The sequence below is a fragment of the Amycolatopsis methanolica 239 genome (assembly GCF_000739085.1).
GTDB classification, from domain to species: domain Bacteria; phylum Actinomycetota; class Actinomycetes; order Mycobacteriales; family Pseudonocardiaceae; genus Amycolatopsis_E; species Amycolatopsis_E methanolica.
Genome location: NZ_CP009110.1, coordinates 5,018,200 through 5,038,058 on the forward strand (window position 1 = coordinate 5,018,200; position 19,859 = coordinate 5,038,058).

Sequence of the window (19,859 nt, forward strand, 5' to 3'; positions counted from 1 at the left end):
AGCGTCGACCGGACGGGTGCCGGGCCCCCGCCCCGGCACTTCCCCGGCTACCGCGCCGGCGTCAGCGCGTGCCGGCGGCGCGCATCGCGATCCACTGCCGCATCGCGTACTCGACCAGCGTGATCAGCGTCTGCTTGGTCGACTCGCGGTCACGGGCGTCGCAGCGCACGATCGGGATGCTCTCGTCGATCGCCAGCGCCTCGCGCACGTCGCTCAGCTCGTGGTGGAGCTGACCGTCGAAGGTGTTGACGCCGATGATGTAGGGCAGCCTGCGGTCCTCGAAGAAGTCGACGGGCGCGAACGAGTCCGCGAGCCGCCGCGTGTCCGCGAGCACCACGGCGCCGATCGCGCCCTTCACCAGGTCGTCCCACATGAACCAGAACCGCTGCTGACCCGGCGTCCCGAACAGGTACAGGATCAGGTCGCTGTCCAGGGACACGCGGCCGAAGTCCATAGCCACGGTGGTGGTGGCCTTGTTGGGTGTCTGGTCGAGGTTGTCGATGCCGCGGCTCGCGTCGGTCATCATCGCCTCGGTGGTGAGTGGCACGATCTCCGAGACCGAGCCGACGAAGGTGGTCTTGCCGGCACCGAAGCCACCGGCCACCACGATCTTGGCCGAGGTCATGGTCTGCGGCGCGGTCTGCCGCGGTGCCTTAAAGCCGACGGAGTCCACTCAACACCCTTTCCATCAACATGAGATGCGCCTCGGCGTCGTCGTTGGTCGACATAGTGCGGTGCACCGTGACCAGCCCGGCATCGGCGGCATCGCTGATGAGGACTCTGGCCACGCCGATCGGGACCCGCAGCAGCGCTGCGATCTCCGCAACCGACCGCGGTGTCCGACATTCTTCCATGATCGAGCGGTGCTCGAACTGCACCGTCAGCGCTCCGGCGTCGAGCCGGGCGAGGACGGCGTCCTGGACGGAGATCAGCGTCTCCAGTTCCAGGGCGACCCGGGCCTTGGTGCGGCCACCGGTGAGCGCGTACGGGCGCACCACGGCGGTCTCCTCGGCGGGGTGGATCTCGGGCTCCTCGCGCCGGAACGGCACGGGCCGCGAAGGCTGGGCGGGTTGGACGGGTTCGAAGAACCCGCTGCCCGGCGAGGAGTCGAACAGGCTCGCCGGCCGGGCCGGGTGCTCCGGCTGGGGCGGCGGAGCGGGTGTCGGCTGCGGCGTCGGCTGTGGCGCGGGGGGCGCCTGCTCGGCCTGTGGTGCTTCGGGGGCTTCGGCCGTCTCGTTCCCGGGCTGCTGGTCGCGCTGCTTCTTGCGCTTCCGGCGGCCGCGCCCGGAGTCCAGGCTGAAGCTGTTCATCACGTCGGCGAACGTCGGCTCCGGTTCACCGCCGGACGTCGGGGAGCCACTCTCGGATCCCGTGGTCATGTCGGCATCATCCCACCGGTTCACCGATCAGGGGCCCCGCGGCCCCCTGCAGCTGAGCCCGCAGTTCGGGGGTGAGGATCTGGCCCACCCGGTCGACCAGCATGGTCATCTCGTAGGCGACCTGGCCGATGTCGCAGTTCGGGGCGGCCAGGACCGCCAGGCAGGAGCCGTCGCTGATGGACATCAGGATCATGATCCCGAGCTCCATCTCCACGACGGTCTCGTTGACCGCACCGGCCTCGAAGCACCGCGCCGCGCCCTGGGTCAGGCTGACGAGCCCGGAGGCCACCGCGGCGAGCTGGTCGGCGCGGTCGAGCGGCAACCGGTTCGAAGCGGTCAGCAGCAGGCCGTCGGCCGAAACAACCACCGCGTGCGCCACGCCAGGCACACGCTCGGCGAAATCATTGACCAGCCATCCGAACTGGTTCTGTGGCTGCGGCGTGGTCATTCACCCTCCATGGTTCCTTGATCGGGGTCGGCGGACTGAGCGGTCCGGTGCCTTCCACGCTGAACACCTTGCTGGAAACTGCTCAGCCTGCCACGCACATCCTGCGGGTCACGACGTGTCCGCGGCGCCGGGGCGGGGGCCCCCGGGGCCAGTGCGCTGCCGGGCAGCAACTGCTCACCGCGGCGCCGCTTGGGCAGCCCGGCCGCGGTGAAGTTCGAGGGCGGCGACGAGGAGACGGTCTGCACCGCGGCCCAGCTCTCGTCCGACGCGAACGACCAGGCGCCGTCCCCGCCTGCCACGGCGTCGCCCTGCCGCCGCTCGCCCTGCGGCTGCTGGCCCTGCGGTTGCTGGCTCTGCGGCTGCGGCTCGGCCGGGGTGTCCGGCGCGGGTCCCGGCCGCTGGAAGAGGCCGGTGCCCTCGCTGGTGCCGCCGGGCCGCTGGAAGAGGCCCGTGCCCTCGCTCTGGAAGAGACCGGCGCCGCTGTCCGTACGCGGCTGCCGCTGCGGAAGGCCGCTGTCGGCAGGCTTGGGCTGCCGCTGCGGCAGGCCGGCGCTTGTTTCGGCCTGAGCCGACGCCGACTGCCGCTGTGGGAGGCCGGTGCCGGTCTCGGTCTGCCGCTGGGGCAGACCACTGCCGGTTTCGCCGGGCTGCCGCTGAGGCAGAGCGGCATCGGCCTGTGCCGAGACCGGCTGCTGCTGGGACACGCCACTGTCGGTGGACTTGGGCTGCCGCTGCGGCAGGCCACTTGCCGGCTGCGCCTCGCCCCGCGAGGCCGCCTCGTCCTTGGGCTGCCGCTGGGGCAGACCACTGTCGGCGGGCTTGGGCTGCCGCTGCGGCAGGCCACTTGCCGACTGCGCCTCGCCCCGCGAGGCCGCCTCGTCCTTGGGCTGCCGCTGGGGCAGGCCCGACTCGGTTCCTTCCGCGTCCTTCGGCTGCGGCAGGCCCGGCCCGGCCTGGGCTGCGGGCTCCTTCGACTGAGAGCGCTCGGTCTCCGAGGCCTGCGCGGCAGCCTTCGGCTGGCGGCGCGGCAAGCCGCTGTCCGTCGATCCCGCGGACTTCGGCTCGCTCTTGGGCAAACCGGCGCCCGTCGGCCCCGCAGTCTTCGGCTCCCGCTGAGGCAGGCCGGCGTCCGTCGATCCTGCGGGCTTCGGCTCGCGCTTGGGCAAGCCGCTGTCCGACTGCGACTTCGCAGCCTTCGGCTCGCGCCGGGGCAGGTTCTCGTCCGTGGACTTGGCCGAGGCTGGCTCGGCCGTCTTCGGCTGGCGGCGCGGCAGGCCGGTGTCCGCCGGTTCGGACTGGGCAGGCTTGGCGCCTTCCTTCGCAGAGCCGCCCGCGGCCTTCGGCTCCCGCCGGGGCAGGCCGGCATCCGTCGACCCCGCAGCCGTCGGCTCGCGGCCGGGCAAGCCGGCCTCCGCCGCGGGCTGGGCGCTTTCCGAGGCGCCGGGCTTCGGGCGGCGCTGGGGCAGGCCGCTGTCCAGCTGGGGCGCCTCCGCCGACGGGCGCGGCTTCCGGTCCTCCGCCGAGTCCGCGGCAGCAGCTCCCGGGCGCGGCTGACGGCGCGGCAGCCCACCCTGCTCAGCCCCCGACGAAGCCTCGCTCGCCGTAGTCGCCGCGCTGCTCTGCGCGCTGGCAGCGCTTTCCGGCGCCGCGGCGCCTTCGGGCTGGTCGCGCTTCGCGTGGCGGGCCCGGTTCACGCCGCGCTGGAAGCTGCTCAGCCGGCCCCGCACGTCCGCCGGGTCGCGGACCGGGATCTCGCGCTGCGGGTTCGGCGCCGGGGTCTCCGCCGCGGCGCTGCCGGGCAGCAACTGCTCGCCACGGCGGCGCTTCGGCAGGCCCGCATCGGTGAAGGTCTTGGGCTCCACCTGCGACGCCGCCTGGACCGCGCGCCAGTTCTCGTCGACCGCGAAGTCCCAGCCGCTGGCCGCCTTGTCGCCCGAGGCGCTCTCCGCCTTGTCCGAAGTGGACTCGGCCGTCTTCGAAGCGGCGGCCGGCGGGTCGTCGCTGCGGAACCAGGCCGACAGGGTCTCGTCGAAGATCGGCGTCGTCTCGCGGCGCGACGGCGGCGGCGTCGCGGGCTTCGGCTCGTTCGCCGCCGAGCTCCACCACTCCGACAGCGGGCTGCTGTTCGCCGTGAACAACGCCTTGCCGCTGGGCAGCTCACCCGGCGCGGGCTCCGGCTCCGGTTCCGCAGGCGCCTCGGCAATGGGAGCCGGGGCGGGCGCCGCAGGCTCCTCCCCCTCCGCCGGGATCGGCGTGAACAACGCGGTGCCGGAGATCTCCAGGTCCGACGGCGGCCGCGGCGGCAGCACACCTGAGTGCCCGTTCTGCGTCCAGGACGGGCTGCTCGCCCCGTCGCCCGGCGTCGGCGCCTGACCGAAGTTCGCCAGCGCCTCCGGCCGCCCGGCGCCGTTGACCGTGCGCCGCCGCGGCAACGCGGTCGACGGGTCCGGCCGGACCGGGGCGGGCGCGGGCAGGTCCATCACGAGGTCGGCAGGCACGGTGACGGTGGCCCGCACACCCACGATGTCCTTGCCGCCGTGCAGGACCACGCCGATGTCGTGGCGCCCGGCGAGGCGCCCGACCACAAACAGGCCCATGCGGCGCGAGGTCGCGAGGTCGACCGTGCCCGCCTCGGTCAGCCGGGCGTTGGCCTCGGCGACCTCGGCCTCGTTCATGCCGATGCCCTGGTCGATGATGTCGATGACCAGACCGCCGTGGTCGGCGGCGCGGGTCGTCACCGTCACCTGGGTCTCCGGGGCGGAGAACGCGGTCGCGTTGTCCAGCAGCTCCGCGACCAGGCGCATCAGGTCGCTCGCCGCGAAGCCGACGATGCGGGCCTCCGGCGGCGTCTGCACGACAACGCGCTGGTACTGCTCGATCTCCGACACCGCGGCGCGCAGCACGTCGGAGGTGGTGACCGGCTGGCCGGAGCGGCGGCCCGGCTCGGCGCCGGAGAGCACCATCAGGTTCTCGTTGTTGCGCCGCATGCGGGTCGCGAGGTGGTCGAGCTGGAACAGCGTCGCGAGCTGGTCGGCGTCCTCCTCGTCCCGCTCCAGCCGCTCGATCAGCTGCAGCTGCCGCTGCACGAGGCTCTGGCTGCGGCGCGAGAGGTTGACGAACACGCTGCTGTAGCCGGTGCGCATGTTCGCCTGCTCGACCGCGAGGCGCAGCGCCTGGCTGTGCACCGCGTCGAAGGCCTTGGCCACCTCGCCGATCTCGTCGGTGGTGCCGACCGACAACGGCTGCACGTCGGTGCTCTGCTCGCGGCCCTCCTGGATGTTCTGCACGGCGGCGGGCAGCTGCCGGTCCGCGACGTCCAGTGCGCCGGCGCGCAGCATCCGCAGCGACTGCAGCAGCTGGCGGGTGATCAGGATGACGACCGCGGCGGTGACCACGAGCGCGAGGAACAGCAGCACCGCGAGCAGGCCCGCGTCGGTGCCCGCGCTGTCCGCGAGGTCCGCGGACGTGGTCGTGAGCTCGTCGCCAAGGCTGTCGCTCACGGTGTTCAACGCGGCGATCACCGACGCCGACACGGCGGTCCACTGCTGGGACGAGATGCCGCGCAGCGCGCTGGGCACCGACGCGCCCTCCGCCGCGAGCACCCCGTTCACCAGGCGGCTGCGGGTGTTGAAGTCCTGCCCCATCACGGAGCGGTCGAACTGGGCCTCCTGCGCGGAGCTGGCCGCGGCCCGGAAGTCGGCGAGCCGGTCGGCCAGCCGCAGCTCAGCCGTACGCAGGTCGTTGAGCTGGCTCGGGGTGAGGTTCCCGCGCGCGATGCCGTAGCCGAGCAGCGACTGTGTGGTGGACGCCTCCTCCTTCACCACCAGCACGTCGTGCAGCGCGCTCGGTGTGCCGCCGATGGCGTCGTCGCCGATGCCGGCGACCAGCGCGGTGTCCAGCCCGATCAGCGATTCGGTCATCTCGCTGTAGGCGGCCAGCGCCTGCACCGCGTCGAGGCGGCCCTCGGCGACCTGGCGGCGGACCTCCGGGAGCCGTCCGACCGCGGCCTGCGCGGCTTCGCCGGGCGCACGGACACCCTCGTCGGCGTCCGCGGCGTGCCCGGTGGCGCTGCTGACCGGCCCGGTCGCCTCGTCCACCAGCCCGCGGGCGGCGTCCAGCTGCGGGGAGCTGCCGACCGTGCCCTGCGTGAGCAGCGCCGCGGTCTCGGTGCGTTCCTGCTGGAGGGCGTCGACGAGCGTGCGGACCGCGCCGTTCAGCTCGACCAGCCGGTTCATCCGCTCGTAGTTGCCGGAGCGTTCGACCTGGTTGCCGATCGTGACCCCGCCCAGCACCAGGGCGACCACGATGGGCACCAGCGACACGGCGGCGAGCTTGGCGGACAGCCGCCAGTCCCGCCAGCGCGTGAGGGTGGCCCACTTCGACGGCTCCTTCGGTTGCTGGCCGAGGAGCTGTCCCACAGGCACTTGGCCCTGTCCTGCAACGGTCACGAAGGTGACTCCCTGTCCGGCGTCTGCTGTGCGTGGTGGGCCGGACCCGTGCCGGAGCGCACGGCGACGGCACCGCGTGGCCTCAACCGCATGGCTCTCCTCATCACGGGTGGAACTTCGTCGCTTCTCCTGCAGCCCCAGCCGACGGCGCTGTCCCGGCCGCCCGCCGTCCCGCCGGACCGGCCCGGCGCCGTTGCCGGTGCATCATGCGGTGTGCACGATGCCGCGCACAACATCGGTTTACGCTCGGTCACAGCGAGTCAGCGTGGCCCCGGAAGCGTACACCAAACGGGCTCCGCCGAAGCCCGCCGAATCCGAGGGTGCTGACCTGCGGAAATACCGCTGGTGACAAGGGGTTTACGCGAAATGCCTTGTCAGGGCAGCACAAGCGGGGTGCGTGGTTACCGGAGGGCACGCCCACACCGTGGACCTGTCACCCACTTAGCCCAGAGTTCACTGGGATGAACCGGAAAATCCGCACCGACCGTGCGGACGCGCCGTGGTGGCGCAGCCGAATACCGCCCGATCTTGTGGCTTTCGCTGTGATGTGGATTTCTGCCCGGTCACCACCGCTGGCCAGCGTTTTCCCACCACCACCGCGGCGTTGCGCGTCCTGGCGCGCCTCACTCCTTCCGGGGACGGCACCCCGCGCCGTTTCACAGCCGGTTACGTGCTCCGGCCGAATCCCGCCCGCCTTTCGCCCGATCAGCGGATTAACCCGTCCGGGTGTCGCAGACCCGCTTCACTCTGAAGAGGTCCTCCCATGTCGGAGGCGCAGGTCGGCGTAGCTAGCATGTGCGCTCCCGAATTATTTTCGCCGACTTCGCTCGCTCGCCGGGAGGCAGAGATGCAGAACGTCGCCCGCACCGCTGCGCGCAACCCCGTGGAGGACACGGGACAGATGCGGCCGCTGTTCGGCAGCAGCCCGACCACCCCCGAGCCGCCCGGCCCGCGCCGCCGGACGGGCCCCGACTTCGTCGCGATCCAGCGCAGCGAGGAGTTCAGCGCGCTGCGCAGCCGGTTCCGCCGCTTCGTGTTCCCGATGAGCCTGGCGTTCGTGCTCTGGTACCTGGTCTACGTGCTGCTCGCCGCGTACGCGCACAGCTTCATGAGCATCAAGGTGTTCGGCGAGGTCAACGTCGGGATCGTCCTGGGAATCCTCCAGTTCGTCTCGACCGCTGCGATCACGGCCGCCTACCTGCGGTTCGCGCGGCGCCGGATCGACCCCGAGGTGGACGAGGTCCGCCGCCAGGCAGGAGTGCAGTGACCCCGATGAACCACCTTCTCTCCGCGGGCGGTGCGACCGCCGCCAGCAACCCGGTACTGAACATCGCCGTCTTCGCGCTCTTCGTCGCCATCACGCTGTTCGTCGTGTACCGCGTGAGCAGCCGGAACTCCTCGCGCTCGGACTACTACGCCGCGGGCAGCGCGTTCACCGGGCGGCAGAACGGCATCGCGCTGTCCGGTGACTTCCTGTCGGCCGCGTCGTTCCTCGGCATCGCGGGCGCGATCGCCGTGCACGGCTACGACGGGTTCCTCTACTCGATCGGCTTCCTGGTCGCCTGGCTGGTCGACCTGCTGCTCATCGCCGAGCTGCTGCGCAACACCGGCCGCTTCACCATGGGCGACGTGCTGAGCTTCCGGATGAAGCAGCGCCCGGTGCGCGCCGCCGCCGCGACGTCGACGCTGGTCATCTCGCTGTTCTACATGCTGGCCCAGATGGCGGGCGCCGGCGGTCTGATCGCGCTGCTGCTCAACATCCACGGTGGCCTCGGCCAGGCCCTGATCATCGCCGTGGTCGGCGTCGTCATGGTGCTGTACGTGCTGGTCGGCGGCATGAAGGGCACCACGTACGTCCAGATCATCAAGGCCAGCATCCTGATCCTGTCCGCGGTGCTGATGACCGTGTTCCTGTTCGGCAAGTTCGGCTTCAGCCTGTCGAACCTGCTCTCGCAGGCCGCCTACCACAGCCCGATGGGCGGGAAGCTGCTCGAGCCGGGCGGCCAGTACGGCGCGAACGGCACCACGAAGCTGGACTTCGTGTCGCTGGCCGTCGCGCTGATCCTGGGCGCGGCCGCGCTGCCGCACGTGCTGATGCGCTTCTACACGGTGCCGAACTCGCACGAAGCCCGCCGCTCGGTCGTGTGGGCCACCGCCTGCATGTTCGTGTTCTACCTGTGCACCCTGGTCATCGGCTTCGGCGCGGCCGCACTGGTCGGCACGGACGAGATCAAGGCCGCGCCCGGTGGCGAGAACTCCGCGGCACCGCTGCTGGCGCTGCACATCGGCGGCACCCTACTGCTGGGCATCCTCGCGGCGGTCGCGTTCGCCACGATCCTGGCGGTGGTGGCCGGCCTGACGCTGACCGCGTCGGCCTCCTTCGCCCACGATGTGTACGCCAACATCTTCAAGCGCGGCCACGCCGACCCGGTCGACGAGGTGCGGGTGGCGCGGCTCACCGCGATCGGGATCGGGGTGCTGGCGATCATCGGCGGCATCCTCGCCAACGGGCAGAACATCGCGTTCCTGGTCGCGCTGGCGTTCGCGGTCGCGGCCTCGGCGAACCTGTCGACGCTGCTGTACTCCCTGTTCTGGAAGCGGTTCAACACCACCGGCACGCTGTGGGCCATCTACGGCGGTCTGGGGGCGTGCCTGGTGCTGGTGATCTTCTCGCCGGTGGTGTCGGGTTCGCCGGACTCGATCATCAAGGGCGTGGACTTCCACTGGTTCCCGCTGAAGAATCCGGGCCTGGTGTCGATCCCGTTCTCGTTCCTGTGCGGCTTCCTCGGCACGATCCTGGCCAAGGACAAGGCGGACCCGCGCAAGCACGCCGAGATGGAGGTCCGTTCGCTGACCGGGATCGGCTCCTGAGACGCTGCACGGGTGAGTGTTGAGCGGATCAGGCGGTTCCTGAGCGAAGCCGGCCCCGGCACGCCGTGCCTGGTCGTGGACACCGACACGGTCGCCGAGCGCGTGCGGGAGCTCGTCCGCGAGTTCCCGCACGCGCGTCTGCGGTACGCCGTGAAGGCCAACCCCGAGCCCGCGGTGCTGCGGGCCGTGCTCGGCGCGGGTGGCGGGTGCGACGTCGCGAGCCCAGCGGAGATCGAGGCCTGCCTGGCGGCCGGCGCGGAGCCGGCGGCGCTATCCTACGGGAACACGATCAAGAAGCCGGCCGACATCGCGTTCGCGTGGGCGCGCGGGGTGCGTGACTTCACCACCGACGCCCCCGGTGACCTGGCCGCGCTGGCCGAGCACGCGCCGGGCGCGTCGGTGTCGGTGCGGATACTGGTGGACGGCCCGGCTTCGGCCACGCCGTTCGGCCAGAAGTTCGGCTGCGAGCCGGACCAGGCCGCCGACCTGCTCGCCGAGGCGGACCGGCTGGGCCTGGACCCGGCCGGGATCGCGTTCCACGTCGGCTCGCAGCAGCCGGACCCCGCCGCGTGGGAGGCCGGTGTCGCCGCGGCCGCCAAGATCTTCGCCGACTGCGCGGCCCGCGGGGTGCGGCTGCGGCGGCTGAACATCGGCGGCGGGTTCGGCATCACCTACCGCGACGCCGTGCCGTCGCTCGCCGGGTACGCGCGGGCGATCCGGTCCGCGGTGGCCGCGTACTTCCCGGACGAGCCGGAAGTGCTGTTCGAACCCGGCCGGGCCGTGGTCGCCGAGGCCGGGCTGATCCGCACCGAGGTCGTGCTGGTGGCCACCCGGTTCGGGCGGCGCTGGGTCTACCTCGACGTCGGCCGGTACAACGGCCTCGCCGAGACCGAGAACGAGGCCATCCCCTACCGGCTGGAGCCGGTGGACCGCGGCGGTGAGCGGGGTCCCGTCGTGCTCGCCGGGCCGACGTGCGACGGTGACGACGTGCTGTACCAACGGACCCCGTACGAGCTGCCGCTGTCGCTGCGCGCCGGTGACCGGATCGACATCCTCGACGCCGGCGCCTACACGGCGAGCTACTCGTCGGTGGCGTTCAACGGGATCCCGCCCCTGCGCACCTACTGCCTGGAAGGAGGCACGCTCGCCGATGGCGCGTGAGATCGGCGCGTTCACCGGACGGCACGTCCTCGCCGAGCTACGGGGCATCGCCCCTGGCCTGCTGGACGATCCGGCGTTCCTGCGCGAGGCGTTGCGGTCCGCGGTGACCGAGGCCGGGGCGACGGTCCGCGAGGTGGTCGGCCACCGGTTCGAGCCGCAGGGCGTGACAGTGCTGGCGCTGCTGGCCGAGTCGCACGCCTCGGTCCACACCTACCCGGAGATCGGCGCGGTGTTCGCGGACGTGTTCACCTGCGGGGACCAGGCGGACCCGGTACTCGCGGTGCGCCTGCTGTCCGCCGCGCTGGACGCCGCGGACGTGGAGATGTCGGTCGTCGAGCGCGGGGAGAAGCATGTCACGGCAGATCGTTGAGCCCCTCGGCCCCGGGTTGTCGCGGGTGTGGGACGTGTCCGAGGTGCTGTTCGACGAGCACACCGGCTTCCAGCGGCTGCTGATCGGCCGCACCGCGCAGGGCGTGTCCCTGTTCTGCGACGACGAGCGGCAGAGCACCGAGGCGAGCCAGCTCGTCTACCACGAGGCGCTGATGGTGCCGGCGATGCTGCTGGCCGCCCGGTTGCGCCGGGTGCTGATCATCGGGTCGAGCGAGGGCGTGGCCAGCCAGCTGGCTGTTTCGTTCGGCGCCGAGCAGGTGGACCACGTCGACATCGACCGGGTCGCGGTGCGGGCGTGCGCCGAGCTGCTCCCCTACGGCTACACGCTCGGCGAGCTGGAGGCCGCCGAACGCGGCGAGGGGCCGATCCGGGTGCACTACCAGGACGGGTTCTCGTTCGTGGAGTCGTCGCCGGGCGGGTACGACCTGGTGGTGATCGACCTGCCGGACGAGAACACAGATCCGGCGGCGCAGCACAACCGGCTCTACGGCGCGGACTTCCTGCGGCGGTGCGCCGGGTTGCTCGCGCCCGGCGGGGTGGTGTGCTGCCAGGGCGGCTGCCCGACGCTGTGGCGCAACGACACGCTGCGGGTGGCGTGGGCGCGGTTCCGGGAGGTCTTCGCCACCCCGGTGTACTTCGGCTCGGACGAGCACGAGTGGGCGTTCCTGTCCGGCCGGACCGACGAGCTGGCCGACCCGGTGGGCGACATGGTCTCCCGGCTGGACGGCTTCCGGCCGGCGACCATGGACGCGGACACCCTGCGCGGGTCGACCGTCGTGCCCTACTCGCTCAGAGCTTGCGACCGGACTGCACGCGGTGCGTGACCGAGCGCTCCGCGACGAACGACAGGAACGGGATGGTGCCCGCGAGCAGCACCAGGATGGTGCCCTTGATCGACCACCGCGCCTTGAGCGCCAGGTCGACCGCGAACACCAGGTAGACCATGTAGAAGACGCCGTGGCTGACGCCGGCCCAGCTCATCATCCCGGGCGAGTCGAACGCGTACTTCAGGATGAACGCCGCCGTCAGCAGCAGCAGCGCGACACCGGTGACGTAGGCCAGCACGCGGTAGCGCAGCAGCGGCCCCCGCAGGGCCGGCGCGGCCTTCGCGGCCGCGGCGCCTTCGCGTTCTTCGGTGTCCACCATCGCAGTCTGCCTTTCTAGCTCTCGCGCTGGTCACGAGCGTGCAGCTCGGCCAGGTAGCGGTTGTAGGCGGCGAGCTCGTCGTCCTGGTCGTCGACCGGGACCTGCCGCGTCCGGGGCGACGGCACCTCGCTCACCGGCTTGCGGCCCCACTCGGCGCGCGACTCCGCCGGCTCGGCGTCCTCCTGGGCCGCGGCCTCGCGGCGCAGCTTCCAGATCCGCCAGACCATGAACGCCGGGAACACGCCGAACAGCGGCCACTGCAGCACGTAACCGAGGTTCTGGAACGAGCCGCTCGCCGATTCGAACCGGTTCCACTGCCACCAGGCCAGCCCGCAGCAGACCGCGAACGCGGCGACGCACAGGACGCCGATCGCGATCCGGCGCGGCGTGAACAGACCCGTGGGCACCCCACGACGCTAGCACCCGCGGGTCAGGAGACCTTGACGACCTGGGCGGCCTTGGCGTAGGCGTCGGCGAGGCCGAACACCTTCTGCCCGTAGTCGACCGAGTTGTTGTACGACAGGATTCCCGCCCACCAGCCGTTCGCGCTGGCCATGTCGCGGCCGCCGACGCACAGGTACTTGGCCGCGGCGAGCGCGGCGGCGTCGATCTGCTGCGGGTTGTAGCCGCCGCCGTAGCGGGCCCACGTGCTGGGCAGGAACTGCATCGGCCCGACCGCCCGGTCGTACACCGGGTCGCCGTCGAACCGGCCGCCGTCGCTGTCGCCGATCGCCCTGATGCCGGGCGAGCCGTCCAGCGGGACGCCGACGATCGCCTTCGACGGCAGCCCGTTGGCCTGCAGCACCGCGCCGCCGTACTGGCCGTGGTTGGACTCGACCCGGCCGATGCCGGCGAGTGTGGCCCAGGACAGTCGGCACTTCGGCTGCGCGGCCCGCATCTCCAGCTCGGCGTTGCCGTAGGCGACGAGCGCGCGAGCCGGGATGCCGGTGACGTCGGAGACCTTGGCCGCCCACTGGGAAAGCAGGTCGCCGCCGCCGGACTCCTGTCGCTGCTGGGGTTGTTGCTGCGGCTGGGTCTGTGCCGCCGGGGCGCCCTCGACGGTCGCGTTGACCGGGGCCGCCGAACCGGGCGCGACCTGCGCCGCCGCATTGTCCAGGTCCGGGATCTCGGTGGTGGTCTCGGTGCGGTCGGGCCTGGTGACCGCGCTGGTCGCCCAAACCCCGCCCACAGCCGCGGCCAGCACCACCACCACGACCGCGAGCCTGCCGAGCACCGCGGGCGCGGCCCGCCTGCGGGCGGGCGGCGCCGCGGTCTCCTCCTCGGTGGACACGTCCGCAGGGTCGTGCTCGATCTGCTCCGTGTCCAAGAACCTTGCCTCCCACCGACGTCCGCACGCTCCGCGCGCCGACGATAGGTGCGCCGGTGTCAAGCGAGCGCTAAAGCCTCACCTGACCAACGAGGCCGCGTTTCCTGACGTTACGCGACCTCGACGGTCAGCTGGCGCGCTGCTGGCGGGCGAGACGAGCGACGCACCAGGCCGGGGCGCTGCCGCGGCGCAGGTGCTGCAGGACCGTCATCGGGCCGAGGCGCCGGGACAGGTCGGACGGCGTGAGGCCGGCGGACCGGTAGTCCAGCGCGCGCTGGTCGAGCGGGCTGATGCCGGCGTCCCACCAGGCCTTGGCCTCTTCGATGTCGCCGACCATCTGCCACCAGCCTGCCGCGGCGACCAGCAGGTCGACCGGCACCTCGGGCAGGCGTTCCTGCATCGCGTCCAGGTAGTCCGGGTCGGCCGACTCCACCGGCTTCCACGTGCGGGTGCCGGTGCGGGCCCGCTGGCCGGGAATCCCTGGTGGTTGCTGCGGCAGTTCGGCGAGCCAGGCGGAGGCGATCCGGTCGGCCTCCATCTCCTCCGGCGTGCGCTCAAGCTCGGACGCCCACTGGGCAATCACCGCATCCACCCCGGGATCTCCGGTCATCCCTGCCTCCTCGTGCCCACTGAAAGCCACCATCGAACGGCGATGATCGAAGCGATTGACCGTTTCGCCGGCGAGAACCGGTCGGTCACGCAATGTGAGCACCGTAGGGGGAATTCGGGCCGTCGCGCCAGAGGTTCCGGGCAACGAATTCGGCGACCAGCGCGTTAATCACCTCAATCCACCCGGATGGTCGAACAGTGCCCCTCAGATGCCGAGATTCGTGACTTTCCGTAGCTGACGGTGAGACGCGCACGGCCACGGCCGGCACCGCCGGATGCGGTGCCGGCCGTGGCCGGATGGGCTCAGGAGAAGAGGCTGCGGACGAAGGTCACGATGGCTTCGGCGCCGTCCCGGAGCCAGCCCAGTGCGCCGCGCACCACCTCGGCGGACTCGGTCGGACGCGTGATCAGGAAGAACAACACGAGCGCGACGACGGCCACGATGACGATCTTCTTGGTGTTCGCCGACATGGCCGTGTTCCCCTCGCTCACTGCGCTCGCGGGCACGCCGCGGGCCTGGTTCCCCCGATCAACGGCAATCCTGCCGTCACCGGGACGTTTTCGACACCCCTTCACACGGATGGCTGGCCGCAGTGACACTGCGTGCCCAGCACGAACTGGTCCCCACTCTAAACGATCAGCCGGGCGCGCGTCAGGAGGCGATCACCCCCGCCGCCCGCAACGCCGCGACGCGCTCGGTGTCATACCCGAGTTCGGTCAGGACATCCTCGGTGTCCGCCCCTTTCTCGTGTGGCGCCTCCGGCGTCGCGGGCGGCGTGCGGTCGAACCGCGGCGCCGGGGCGGGCTGGACCACGCCGCCGATCTCCACGAACGTCCCGCGCGCCGCGTTGTGCGGGTGCGCCGCCGCCTCCCACGGGCTCAGCACCGGTGTCAGGCACGCGTCCGTGCCCTCCGCCCGCGCCACCAGCTCGTCCCGCGTGAACTTGCCGATCGCCGACGCCAGGATCTCCCGCAGCCGCGGCCACTGGTTCCAGTCCAGGTGCACCGGCAGCTCCGCCGGGTCCAGCTCGAGCACCCGCACCAGGTCGCCCCAGAACCGCATCTCGATCGCCCCGACCGCGACGTACTTGCCGTCCGCGGTCTCGTAGGTGTCGTAGAACGGGGCGCCGCCGTCGAGGACGTTGCCGCCCCGCTCGTTCGGCCACATCCCGGCCGAGCGCATCCCGAACAGCTGCGTCATCAGCAGCGCCGCGCCGTCGACCATCGCCGCGTCCACCACCTGCCCGCGACCGGAGGAGGTCCGCTCGTGCAGCGCGGCGAGGATGCCGAACGCCAGCAGCATCCCACCGCCGGCGAAGTCGCCCACGAGGTTGAGCGGCGGCACCGGCCGTTCCCCGGCGCGCCCGATGGGTTCGAGCGCGCCCGCGACGCTGAGGTAGTTGATGTCGTGCCCCGCCGCCGACGCGAGCGGCCCGTCCTGGCCCCAGCCGGTCACCCGGCCGTAGACGATCCGCGGGTTGCGCCCCTGTACCTGTTCCGGGCCCAGCCCCATGCGCTCGGCCACGCCGGGGCGGAACCCCTCGATGAACACGTCGGCCCGCTTGGCGAGCCGCAGTACGACCTCGACCCCCTCGGGCCTCTTGGTGTCCACGCCGATGGTCCGGCGGCCGCGGGTGAGCGGGTCGTTGGGCACGCCGAGGACGTCCGCCCCCGGCTTGGCCCGGTCGACCCGCACCACGTCGGCGCCGAGGTCGGCGAGCAGGGTGCCCGCGAACGGCGCCGGGGCGAGCCCGGCCAGCTCGACGACCTTCAGCCCCGCGAGTGGTCCCGCCATCACAGCGTCCGCGAGATGACTTCGCGCATGATCTCGCTGGTCCCGCCGAAGATGCGGGAGATGCGCAGATCCGTCCAGGCGCGGGCGATCGGGTACTCGGTCATGTAGCCGTACCCGCCGTGCAGCTGGACGCAGTCGTCGACGACCTTGTTGGCCCGCTCGGTGGTCCACAGCTTGACCATGGCCGCGCCCTGCACGTCCAGCTCGCCCTTGAGGTGCCGCTCGATGCACTGGTCGAGGAAAGCCCGGGCCACGGCCGCCTCGGTGGCCGCGTCGGCGAGCTTGAACTTGCTGTTCTGGAAGTTGTAGACCGGGCGGCCGAACGCGGTGCGGCCCTTCGTGTACTCGATGGTGAGGTCGATCGCGGCCTCCATGCCCGCCACCGCGGTGACCGCGATGATCAGCCGCTCCTGCGGGAGCTGCTGCATCATCTGGATGAAGCCCTGGCCCTCCTCGCCGAGCAGGTTCGCCGCGGGCACCCGGACGTCGTCGAAGAACAGCTCGGCGGTGTCCTGGCCCTTGAGCCCGACCTTGTCGAGCACGCGGCCACGGCGGAAGCCCTCGCGGTTCGTCTCGACGACGATCAGCGACACCCCGGCCGCGCCCGCGTCCGGGTCGGTCTTGCAGGCCAGCACGACCAGGTCGGCCATGCCGCCGTTGCTGATGAAGGTCTTGGCGCCGTTGATGACGTACTCGTCGCCCTCACGCACCGCGCGGGTGTTGATGCCCTGCAGGTCGGAGCCGGTGCCCGGCTCGGTCATGCCGATCGCGCCGACCCACTCGCCGCTGGCGAGCTTGGGCAGCCACTCCTTCTTCTTGTCTTCGGTGGCGTAGTGGAGCAGGTAGTGCGCCACGATCCCGTTGTGCACGGACACACCCCAGGAGCCGTCGCCGCTGCGGGCCTGCTCCTCGAACAGCACGGCTTCGTGCGCGAAGGTGCCGCCACCGCCGCCGTACTCCTCGGGGATCGAGATGGCGAGCAGCCCGACCTCGCCCGCCTTCGTCCACAGCTCCCGGTCGACGGACTTCTGCTGGTTCCACCGCTCCTGGTGCGGCACGAGCTCCTTCTGGCAGAACGCGCGGGCCAGCTCGCGGAACTCGCCCAGGTCCTGTGCCCAGGAACTCTTCGGCGCGGGCAACGGCATCGGTGACCTCCAGCAGTGGAAAACATTACGGACGGAATGTAAGTTCCGAGTGGAATGTACATCCGGCGGCAGCGCCGGTAAAGGAGGCGACGTGACCGCACGGGGGCACCGCACGCAGGCCGAGCGCCGGGAGCAGACCCGGACGGCCCTGCTCGACGCGACCATCGAATGCCTGGTGGAACTCGGCTACGCCCGCACGTCGATGCACGAGATCTGCGCCAGGGCGGGAGTGTCGAAGGGCGCGGCGCAGCACCACTTCGCGGACAAGGCCGACCTGATGGCGACCGCTGTGGCGCATCTCACGAGTCGTCGGACAGCGGCGCTGGCGGAATCGTTCACGGACCTGCCGAGCGGCGAGGAGGCCATTCCCGCGGCGATCGACCTGCTGTGGGCCGGTTATTCCGGCACGCTCGCCACTGCCGCGACCGAACTGTGGATCGCGGCGCGCACCGACCCCGCCCTGCGGGCGGCGATCCGGCCAGTCGACCGCGCGCTGGGCCGCGAAACGCTGACGCTGGTCCGGAACTTCGCCCCGGACCTGCCGCGCGAGCGCCTGGAGACGCTGTTCTGGCTGACGGTGAACTTCACGCGCGGACTGGCGCTGGACGCCGAACTGGGCGGCGCACCCGCGCGGCGGAAGCAACTGCTGGAGGAATGGAAGCGGCTCGCGGTGAGCGCCTACCGCGGCGGCTGACCTGGTACTCCGTACAGTGCATAGAGTCGGTGTATGGGACACCCCGCCGACAGCCATGCGCTGATCCGCGTCCTAGGCGCTCGCGTCAACAACCTGCGCGACGTCGACGTCACCCGCCCCAAACGCCACCTCACCGTGTTCACCGGAGTCTCCGGCTCGGGCAAGAGCTCACTGGTGTTCGGCACGATCGCCGCGGAGTCGCAGCGGCTGATCAACGAGACTTACTCCGCCTTCGTCCAGGGCTTCCTGCCACGGGCCGCCCGCCCCGACGTCGACGTCCTGACGGGCCTGACCACGGCGATCGTGGTCGACCAGGAGCGGATGACCCCGAACTCCCGCTCCACCGTCGGCACCGCCACCGACGTGCACGCCATGCTGCGGATCGTGTTCTCCCGCCTCGGCGAGCCCAGCGCCGGCCCCGGGTTCCACTACAGCTTCAACCTGCCCGCCGGCGCCTGTCCCGTCTGCGAGGGCACCGGCCAGGTCTCCGACATCGACCTCGACGCCGTCGTCGACCGGGACCGGAGCCTGCGCGAGGGCGCCATCCAGGTGCCCGGCTTCACCCCGGACGGCTGGCTCGTGCGCACCTACACCGGCTCCGGGTTCCTCGACCCGGACAAGAAGATCCGCGACTACAGCGAGACCGAGCTGCGCGACCTGCCGCACCGCGACCAGACCAAGATCCGGCTCAGCGGCTCCAGCATCTCCTACGAGGGTCTGCTCCACCGCGTGCGGAAATCGTTCCTGTCCAAGGACAAGGACGCCCTGCAGCCGCACGTGCGCGCCTTCGTGGAGCGGGCGGTCGCGTTCGCCCGTGCCCGGAATGCGGGGCGAGGCTGAACGTGGCGGCGCTGGCCTCCCGCATCGACGGGGTCAACATCGCCGACGCGTGCGCCATGCAGATCAGCGAGCTGACCCGCTGGGTGCGCGGGCTCAGCGCCCCCTCGGTCGCTCCGCTGCTGGCGAACGTGGGCCGTACGCTGGACTCGTTCGTCGAAATCGGCCTCGGCTACCTGTCGCTGGACCGGCCGGCCGGGACGCTGTCGGGCGGGGAGGCGCAACGCGTGAAGATGGTCCGCCACCTCGGTTCCAGCCTGACCGACGTCACCTACGTGTTCGACGAGCCCACCGTCGGGCTGCACCCGCACGACATCCACCGCATGCACGAGCTGTTGCTGCGCCTGCGGGACAAGGGCAACACGGTGCTGGTGGTCGAGCACCAGCCGGAGACGATCCGGATCGCCGACCACGTCGTCGACCTCGGTCCCGGCGCGGGCACCGCGGGCGGGCAGATCTGCTACGAAGGCGACGTCGACGGGCTGCGTGCCTCCGGCACGCTCACCGGACGGCACCTGGGCTACCGCGCCGCGGTCAAGGACAGCGTGCGCGTGGCCGCCGGGGCCCTGCCCGTCCGCGGCGCCGCCGAGAACCTGCGGAAGGTCGACGTGCACGTGCCGCTGGGCGTGCTCACGGTGGTCACCGGCGTGGCCGGGTCGGGCAAGAGCTCGCTGGTCCACGGGGCCGTGGCCCGGCACGAGGGTGTGGTCGTCGTGGACCAGAGCGCGATCCGGAGCTCGCGCCGCTCCAACCCGGCGACCTACACCGGGCTGCTCGACCCGGTGCGCGCCGCGTTCGCGAAGGCCGGCGGGGTCAAGCCGGCGTTGTCCAGTTCCAACTCCGCAGGCGCCTGCCCGGTGTGCAAGGGCGCCGGCGTCGTCTACACCGACCTGGCGCTCATGGCCGGGGTGACCACCGTGTGCGAGGAGTGCGAGGGCCGCCGCTTCCAGGCCCACGTGCTGGAACACCGGCTCGGTGGGCGCAACATCGCCGAGGTGCTGGCGATGACCGTCGCCGAGGCCGCGGAGTTCTTCGCCACCGGCGGGGCGGTGGGGTTGCCTGCCGCGCACCGGATCCTGGTGCGCCTGCGCGACGCCGGCCTCGGGTACCTCACGCTCGGCCAGCCCCTGACCACCCTCTCCGGCGGGGAGCGGCAGCGGCTCAAGCTGGCCGTGCACATGGCCGCCGACGCCCCCGTGCTCGTCCTCGACGAGCCGGCGACCGGGCTCCACCTGGCCGATGTCGCCCAGCTGCTGGAGCTGCTCGACCGTCTGGTGGACTCCGGGCGCTCGGTGGTGGTCGTCGAGCACCACCTGGCGGTCATCGCGCACGCCGACCACGTCATCGACCTGGGTCCAGATGCGGGCAGCGACGGCGGCAGCATCGTGTTCGAGGGCAGTCCGGCCGAGCTCGCGGCCGCCCGCTCGACGCTGACCGGCGAGCACCTGGCGCGGTACGTGGCGTGACAGGCCGGCCGGCCCGGCCCTCGCCCGGGCCGGCCGCCCACTTCGGAGACGTGTGGATCGCCGACTGTGACGTTCCCGAACGAAAAGGGATCCTCGCCATACCAACGGTATGCTGTACTCGCCGGTAACGCCGCCGACCAGCG

At 71.8% G+C, this 19,859-nt stretch carries 17 protein-coding genes and 1 pseudogene; 7 read left to right on the forward strand and 11 right to left on the reverse strand.

Annotation, left to right across the window (positions count from 1 at the left end):
• Positions 1-61: 61 nt before the first annotated feature.
• The 4 genes from AMETH_RS24415 to AMETH_RS24430 are packed head-to-tail and all read right to left on the reverse strand — an operon-like array spanning position 62 to position 6,245.
• Positions 62-673 (reverse strand): GTP-binding protein, encoded by a 612-nt coding sequence (locus tag AMETH_RS24415; RefSeq protein WP_017983797.1) that lies wholly within the window; start codon positions 671-673, stop codon positions 62-64.
• Positions 654-1,379 (reverse strand): DUF742 domain-containing protein, encoded by a 726-nt coding sequence (locus AMETH_RS39335; RefSeq protein WP_017983798.1) that lies wholly within the window; start codon positions 1,377-1,379, stop codon positions 654-656. The genes AMETH_RS24415 and AMETH_RS39335 overlap by 20 nt, the downstream gene beginning before the upstream one ends.
• A gap of 7 nt (positions 1,380-1,386) precedes the next feature.
• Complete coding sequence (locus AMETH_RS24425; protein ID WP_017983799.1) at positions 1,387-1,827, reverse strand: roadblock/LC7 domain-containing protein; 441 nt, start codon at positions 1,825-1,827, stop codon at positions 1,387-1,389.
• The gene (locus AMETH_RS24430) at positions 1,824-6,245 is read right to left on the reverse strand and encodes a sensor histidine kinase (RefSeq protein WP_017983800.1); all 4,422 of its coding nucleotides are present in this window, start codon (positions 6,243-6,245) and stop codon (positions 1,824-1,826) included. The genes AMETH_RS24425 and AMETH_RS24430 overlap by 4 nt, the downstream gene beginning before the upstream one ends.
• Before the next feature lie 877 nt (positions 6,246-7,122).
• Here AMETH_RS24430 and AMETH_RS24435 point away from each other — a divergent pair.
• The 5 genes from AMETH_RS24435 to AMETH_RS24455 are packed head-to-tail and all read left to right on the forward strand — an operon-like array spanning position 7,123 to position 11,521.
• Entirely contained in the window at positions 7,123-7,542 is a 420-nt protein-coding gene (locus tag AMETH_RS24435) for a DUF485 domain-containing protein (RefSeq protein ID WP_017983801.1), read from the forward strand.
• A 5-nt stretch (positions 7,543-7,547) separates the two neighbouring features.
• Positions 7,548-9,146, forward strand: a complete 1,599-nt coding sequence (locus tag AMETH_RS24440) for a solute symporter family protein (RefSeq protein ID WP_017983802.1) — start codon at positions 7,548-7,550, stop codon at positions 9,144-9,146.
• A gap of 12 nt (positions 9,147-9,158) precedes the next feature.
• Complete coding sequence (locus AMETH_RS24445) at positions 9,159-10,307, forward strand: type III PLP-dependent enzyme (RefSeq protein ID WP_017983803.1); 1,149 nt, start codon at positions 9,159-9,161, stop codon at positions 10,305-10,307.
• Positions 10,297-10,677 (forward strand): adenosylmethionine decarboxylase, encoded by a 381-nt coding sequence (gene speD / locus AMETH_RS24450; protein ID WP_017983804.1) that lies wholly within the window; start codon positions 10,297-10,299, stop codon positions 10,675-10,677. Before AMETH_RS24445 ends, speD begins: the two co-directional genes overlap by 11 nt.
• Entirely contained in the window at positions 10,658-11,521 is an 864-nt protein-coding gene (locus AMETH_RS24455; RefSeq protein ID WP_026153329.1) for a spermidine synthase, read from the forward strand. The genes speD and AMETH_RS24455 overlap by 20 nt, the downstream gene beginning before the upstream one ends.
• Here the strand turns inward: AMETH_RS24455 and AMETH_RS24460 are convergent.
• The 7 genes from AMETH_RS24460 to AMETH_RS24485 all read right to left on the reverse strand — a co-directional run bounded on the left by AMETH_RS24460 (position 11,487) and on the right by AMETH_RS24485 (position 16,719).
• Positions 11,487-11,843, reverse strand: coding sequence for a DUF3817 domain-containing protein (locus tag AMETH_RS24460; protein WP_017983806.1), 357 nt, complete (start codon positions 11,841-11,843; stop codon positions 11,487-11,489). The two genes, AMETH_RS24455 and AMETH_RS24460, sit on opposite strands and share 35 nt — an antisense overlap.
• A 14-nt stretch (positions 11,844-11,857) precedes the next feature.
• Positions 11,858-12,250, reverse strand: a complete 393-nt coding sequence (locus tag AMETH_RS24465) for a hypothetical protein (protein WP_017983807.1) — start codon at positions 12,248-12,250, stop codon at positions 11,858-11,860.
• 23 nt (positions 12,251-12,273) lie between these two features.
• Positions 12,274-13,170 carry a lysozyme family protein gene (locus tag AMETH_RS24470; RefSeq protein WP_017983808.1) on the reverse strand — a complete coding sequence of 299 codons (897 nt, stop codon included), beginning with the start codon at positions 13,168-13,170 and terminating at the stop codon, positions 12,274-12,276.
• 127 nt (positions 13,171-13,297) lie between these two features.
• Positions 13,298-13,780, reverse strand: coding sequence for a hypothetical protein (locus AMETH_RS24475; protein WP_017983809.1), 483 nt, complete (start codon positions 13,778-13,780; stop codon positions 13,298-13,300).
• 302 nt (positions 13,781-14,082) lie between these two features.
• Positions 14,083-14,250 carry a hypothetical protein gene (locus AMETH_RS38810; RefSeq protein WP_017983810.1) on the reverse strand — a complete coding sequence of 56 codons (168 nt, stop codon included), beginning with the start codon at positions 14,248-14,250 and terminating at the stop codon, positions 14,083-14,085.
• 181 nt (positions 14,251-14,431) lie between these two features.
• Positions 14,432-15,574: a CaiB/BaiF CoA transferase family protein gene (locus AMETH_RS24480; RefSeq protein WP_017983811.1), complete on the reverse strand. Its 1,143-nt coding sequence runs from the start codon at positions 15,572-15,574 to the stop codon at positions 14,432-14,434.
• Positions 15,574-16,719: an acyl-CoA dehydrogenase family protein gene (locus tag AMETH_RS24485; RefSeq protein ID WP_017983812.1), complete on the reverse strand. Its 1,146-nt coding sequence runs from the start codon at positions 16,717-16,719 to the stop codon at positions 15,574-15,576. The genes AMETH_RS24480 and AMETH_RS24485 overlap by 1 nt, the downstream gene beginning before the upstream one ends.
• 91 nt (positions 16,720-16,810) lie before the next feature.
• Between AMETH_RS24485 and AMETH_RS24490 the strand changes: the two genes are divergently transcribed.
• Entirely contained in the window at positions 16,811-17,413 is a 603-nt protein-coding gene (locus AMETH_RS24490) for a TetR/AcrR family transcriptional regulator (protein ID WP_017983813.1), read from the forward strand.
• Between the two features lie 33 nt (positions 17,414-17,446).
• Positions 17,447-19,716 (forward strand): annotated as a pseudogene (locus tag AMETH_RS24495) (ATP-binding cassette domain-containing protein).
• Positions 19,717-19,859 lie beyond the last annotated feature (143 nt).

What these genes read in the sequence shown, in the direction of transcription:
- AMETH_RS39335 (WP_017983798.1), bottom strand. Translation starts at nt 1,379, where the DNA reads ATGACCACGGGATCCGAGAGTGGCTCCCCGACGTCCGGCGGTGAACCG.
- AMETH_RS24425 (WP_017983799.1), bottom strand. Translation starts at nt 1,827, where the DNA reads ATGACCACGCCGCAGCCACAGAACCAGTTCGGATGGCTGGTCAATGAT.
- AMETH_RS24435 (WP_017983801.1), top strand. Translation starts at nt 7,123, where the DNA reads ATGCAGAACGTCGCCCGCACCGCTGCGCGCAACCCCGTGGAGGACACG.
- AMETH_RS24440 (WP_017983802.1), top strand. Translation starts at nt 7,548, where the DNA reads ATGAACCACCTTCTCTCCGCGGGCGGTGCGACCGCCGCCAGCAACCCG.
- speD (WP_017983804.1), top strand. Translation starts at nt 10,297, where the DNA reads ATGGCGCGTGAGATCGGCGCGTTCACCGGACGGCACGTCCTCGCCGAG.
- AMETH_RS24455 (WP_026153329.1), top strand. Translation starts at nt 10,658, where the DNA reads ATGTCACGGCAGATCGTTGAGCCCCTCGGCCCCGGGTTGTCGCGGGTG.
- AMETH_RS24460 (WP_017983806.1), bottom strand. Translation starts at nt 11,843, where the DNA reads ATGGTGGACACCGAAGAACGCGAAGGCGCCGCGGCCGCGAAGGCCGCG.
- AMETH_RS24475 (WP_017983809.1), bottom strand. Translation starts at nt 13,780, where the DNA reads ATGACCGGAGATCCCGGGGTGGATGCGGTGATTGCCCAGTGGGCGTCC.
- AMETH_RS38810 (WP_017983810.1), bottom strand. Translation starts at nt 14,250, where the DNA reads ATGTCGGCGAACACCAAGAAGATCGTCATCGTGGCCGTCGTCGCGCTC.
- AMETH_RS24480 (WP_017983811.1), bottom strand. Translation starts at nt 15,574, where the DNA reads ATGGCGGGACCACTCGCGGGGCTGAAGGTCGTCGAGCTGGCCGGGCTC.
- AMETH_RS24485 (WP_017983812.1), bottom strand. Translation starts at nt 16,719, where the DNA reads ATGCCGTTGCCCGCGCCGAAGAGTTCCTGGGCACAGGACCTGGGCGAG.